General features: G+C 69.6%; 5 protein-coding genes. 4 read left to right on the top strand and 1 reads right to left on the bottom strand.

Translation table 11 applies throughout. From position 1 onward, the window contains the following. From GX543_RS17315 to GX543_RS17300, 4 genes are all read left to right on the top strand, one after another. A partial coding sequence (locus GX543_RS17315; RefSeq protein WP_290853717.1) for a pirin-like C-terminal cupin domain-containing protein occupies positions 1-658 on the top strand: 658 nt, incomplete at its 5' end. Next, on the top strand, positions 655-1,095 hold the full coding sequence (locus GX543_RS17310; protein ID WP_290853716.1) for a MarR family transcriptional regulator: 441 nt from the start codon (positions 655-657) through the stop codon (positions 1,093-1,095). The genes GX543_RS17315 and GX543_RS17310, both read left to right, overlap by 4 nt. Positions 1,096-1,104: 9 nt before the next feature. After that, positions 1,105-1,863 carry a pirin family protein gene (locus GX543_RS17305; RefSeq protein WP_290853715.1) on the top strand — a complete coding sequence of 253 codons (759 nt, stop codon included), beginning with the start codon at positions 1,105-1,107 and terminating at the stop codon, positions 1,861-1,863. Between the two features lie 27 nt (positions 1,864-1,890). Next, positions 1,891-3,246, top strand: a complete 1,356-nt coding sequence (locus GX543_RS17300) for a dipeptidase (protein ID WP_290853713.1) — start codon at positions 1,891-1,893, stop codon at positions 3,244-3,246. Positions 3,247-3,267: 21 nt separating this feature from the next. Here GX543_RS17300 and GX543_RS17295 read toward each other — a convergent pair. Next, positions 3,268-3,990 (bottom strand): hypothetical protein (locus tag GX543_RS17295; RefSeq protein WP_290853711.1); only part of this gene is annotated, 723 nt, incomplete at its 5' end.

Here is a 3,990-nt window from a genome sequence, read left to right as displayed (position 1 = left end):
CGGACTCATCGAGAACGGCGCCACCCAGTGGATGACGGCGGGTTCGGGCATTCTGCACATCGAGACGCCGCCCGCGGCACTCGTCGAATCCGGCGGCACGTTCCACGGCATTCAGCTGTGGGTCAACTTGCCGGCCGACGACAAGTTCCTGACGCCCAAGTATCAGAACCTCGAGGGCGGTCAGGTGAAGCTGCTGTCGTCGTCCGACGGCGGCGCGCTGGTGCGGATCATCGCGGGCGATCTCGACGGCCACGTCGGCCCCGGAGCCACCCACACCCCGATCACCTTCGCGCACGCGACCATCCAGCCCGGCGCGCAGTTGTCGACGCCGTGGCGCCAGGATTTCAACGCCCTGGTCTACGTGCTGTCCGGTCGCGGAACCGTCGGCGCCGAGCAGCGTCCGATCGAGGGCGGCCAGCTGGCCGTGCTCGGGGCGGGCGATCGCATCACGGTGGCCGCGGATTCGAGCCAGGACTCCAACCGCCCGGCGATGGAGGTGCTGCTGCTCGGCGGTCAGCCCATCCGCGAGCCCGTCGCGCAGTACGGACCGTTCGTGATGAACACTCGCGAGCAGATCATCGAGGCGATGGAGGACTTCCAGTCCGGTCGCTTCGGCCAGATCCCGGCCGATGCACTGAGGCCCTACGGCAAACGATGACCGAGGCCACGAAGCTGACTGCGTGGCGGCTGTTCATCGAGAACTCCGCCCGCATTCAGACCGAACTCGATCGTCGACTCCGCCCCGACGGCCTGTGCCTGTCCGACTACCAGGTACTGCTCCTGCTGTACGACGCGCCGGGCCGTCGGCTGCGCATGAACGACCTCGGCCACCGGATGGTGTTCTCGGCATCGCGGCTGTCGTACCAGGTGGCCGCGCTGTGCAAACGCGGCTGGGTACGGCGCGAGAGCGCACCCGAGGACCGTCGAGGGAGCTACGCCGTCCTCACCGCGGAAGGCGTCGCCGCGTTCGAGCCCGTCGCCCGCAAGCACCGCGCCGACGTCGACGAACTGTTCTTCAGCGCCGTCTCCGACGACGACGCGTCCGCCCTGGCCGGCACCATGCGCGCGCTGGCCGATCATCTCGAGAAGATGTGAGAAGGAACCATGACCGCAACGCTCATCCCGGCCGCTGACCGCCACTTCTGGGCCAACGAATGGCTCACCTCGCGGCAGTCGTTCCCCGGCACCGGAAACTTCGACCTGTTCGGCAATGCCCACGGGGTGCTCGCGATCCACAACGACGACGAAGTGGGGCCGGGCGAGGGACTCGACGCACACCAGCACCAGAACATGGAGATCGTGACCTGGGTGGTCGACGGCGCCGTCGAGCACCGCGACTCGTCCGGCATCCGCGAGGTCATCGGCACAGGCAGCCTCGGTGCGATGACCGCCGGACGCGGCATCACCCACAGCGAGGGCAACGCGCAAGCGCGCTCCTCGCGGCAGAAGCTGCGCGTGATCCAGATGTGGGTGCCGCCGCACACCGATGAGCTCGACCCGGCGCACAGCACCCGCGACTTCAACGACGCCCTCGCCTCCGGCGAACCGGTGGTCGTCGCGTCGGGTCGTGCCGCGCACGCGGGCACCGACGCCCTCCCGATCGCCAACCGCTTCGCGGCGCTGCACATCGCCCGGCCGCACGCCGGGCAGACCATCACCCTCCCCGCCGCGCCCTTCGGGCACCTGTACGTGGTTCGCGGCGAAGTGGTCGTCGACGCGGATTCGCTGGCGTCCACCGCGATGGCCGACGGCGACGCGGTGCGACTCACCGACGGCGGCGCCGTCACGCTGACCGCAACCGGCGACGCCGAGATCGTCTACTGGGAGATGCACGCGAGCTTCGACGTCCCTCGCCCGGCATGACGGCTTCCGGCGTGTAATCCTTGAGGCATGAGCCCCGTGGAAATCGCTCCGGAAACTCTTGCTGACCGCGTCGACGACCTCATGGGCCGTGCACGCGACGACCTCGCCACGCTGGTGGCCCTCCCCTCGATCCACATCGACCACGCGCAGGTCGAGGCGAGCACCGCCAGCGCGGCGTGGGTCGCCGAGGCGTTCGCCGAACTCGGCTTCGCGACCGAGGTGATCGTCACCTCCGACGGATCGCCCGCCGTCGTCGGCCATCGCGCAGGCCCCGAGGGCAGCCCGACGGTCGCCCTCTACAGCCACCACGACGTCCAGCCCGCGGGCGACGAATCACTGTGGGAGACCCCGCCGTTCGAGCTCGTCGAACGCGACGGTCGCTGGTACGGGCGCGGCAGTGCCGACTGCAAGGGCAACCTCGTCGCGCATCTCACCGCGCTGCGCGCGGTCGGCGACCAGCTGGCCTGCAACGTCCGGCTCATCATCGAGGGTTCGGAGGAAGCGGGCGGTGAGGGGCTCGACACCCTGGTCCGCACGCGACCCGAACTGTTCGACGCCGACCTCATCGTCATCGGCGACACGGGCAACCTGGCCGTCGGAATTCCGACACTCACCACCAGCCTGCGCGGCGTCACCAATGTGAAGGTCACCGTGTCGGCGCTCAAGAACGGCGTCCACTCCGGCGGCGCGGGCGGTCCCGCACCCGACGCGATGGCCGCGCTGATCGCCGGACTGGCGTCGCTGCGCAACGAGCGCGGCGACACCACGATCGAGGGATTGCAGGCCGACCAGAAGTGGACGGGCTTCGAGTTCACCGACGATCAGTTCCGCGAGACGGTCGGCGCCTTGCCCGGCACCGAGGTGCTCGGCACCGGCACGCCTGCCGACATGGCGTGGTCGCGACCGGCGGTCACGGTGATCGGCATCGACGCCCCGAGCACCGCCGAGTGCGCCGCGGCCATCATGCCGACCGCCTCCGCGATGCTCAATCTCCGTGTCCCGCCGGGCACCGACACGCGCGCCGCGTACGACCTGATGGAGGCGCACCTGCGCAAGCACATTCCGTGGGGCGTCGAGGTGCAGTTCGAGCCCGACACCTTCGGTGGCGCGTTCTCCGCGGACGTCACCGGCCCCGCCTACGTGCAGTTGATCGACGCGATGACCACCGCCTACGACGGCGTCCCCGTTCAGTTCGCCGGGCAGGGCGGGTCGATTCCACTCTCCACCGTCCTCGCGCAGACCTTCCCGCACGCGGAGATCGCGCTTCTCGGCGTCGAGGAACCGCTGTGCGCCATCCACGCCCCCAACGAGAGCGTCGACCCCGGTGAGCTGCGGCGCACCGCGCTCACCGAGGCGATCCTGCTGAGCACGTTCGGCGGCTGAACGGCGGTCAGCCCGCCGCGATCAGAAGAGCTTCGGCGGGCACTGCCCGGCCGGCATGTTCTTGAGATTGCGCTGCACCCAGTCGCCGAGGCGGGTCAACATCCTGGTGCCGTCCTCGAACGAGCCGCTCTTCGGCACGGCCACCAGGCTCACCCCGACGGCGCCGCGATCGGTGGTCACCGTGGCGAGTTGTCGAACGACGTACTTGCCGGTCGCGTCGGACACCGGGCCCCAGCCGCCCTTCACCGCCGTCGAGACGCCCTTCTTGCCCTTGGCGAGGCCCCAGCGCTGGTTGGTCCCGACGTGACTCATGTTCGCGATCACCGGTTCGGCGCCGGCAAGGCAGGTCATATTGGCCGCGAACACCGACTGGTCGGTGGTCGCCCACTGTGTCGCGCCCGGGAAACTCGGCGGGCTGCTGAGTTCGGAGGCGATCACGGTCCGCGCGTCGCCGCCTTCGCGCAGCACCGCGGTCACTGCGTCGATGGCACTTTGCGTCGACCCGAGCGCACCCCAGATCGCTTCCGCCGAGGCGTTGTCCGAGTCGCGAATCGACTTGTTCTCCAGCGCCGTCAGATCCGCCACGTGGGCGCGTTCGGCGGCCAGTGCCACCGGCGCCTTCAACGTCGACCACGCGCGCGCCGTCTTGACCGTTCCGAAGAAGAGCGGCTCGCCGCTGCCGGTCGGAGTGATCGCGACCCCGACGCGTCCGGGGATCGCCTTGGTGATGCTCTTGGACGCCTT

The organism is Gordonia sp. (in: high G+C Gram-positive bacteria), assembly GCF_012515855.1.
GTDB lineage: Bacteria > Actinomycetota > Actinomycetes > Mycobacteriales > Mycobacteriaceae > Gordonia.
Note: the sequence above shows the minus strand (reverse complement) of the source record. Positions and strands in the feature narration are given on the sequence as shown.

What these genes read in the sequence shown, in the direction of transcription:
- GX543_RS17310 (WP_290853716.1), top strand. Translation starts at nt 655, where the DNA reads ATGACCGAGGCCACGAAGCTGACTGCGTGGCGGCTGTTCATCGAGAAC.
- GX543_RS17305 (WP_290853715.1), top strand. Translation starts at nt 1,105, where the DNA reads ATGACCGCAACGCTCATCCCGGCCGCTGACCGCCACTTCTGGGCCAAC.
- GX543_RS17300 (WP_290853713.1), top strand. Translation starts at nt 1,891, where the DNA reads ATGAGCCCCGTGGAAATCGCTCCGGAAACTCTTGCTGACCGCGTCGAC.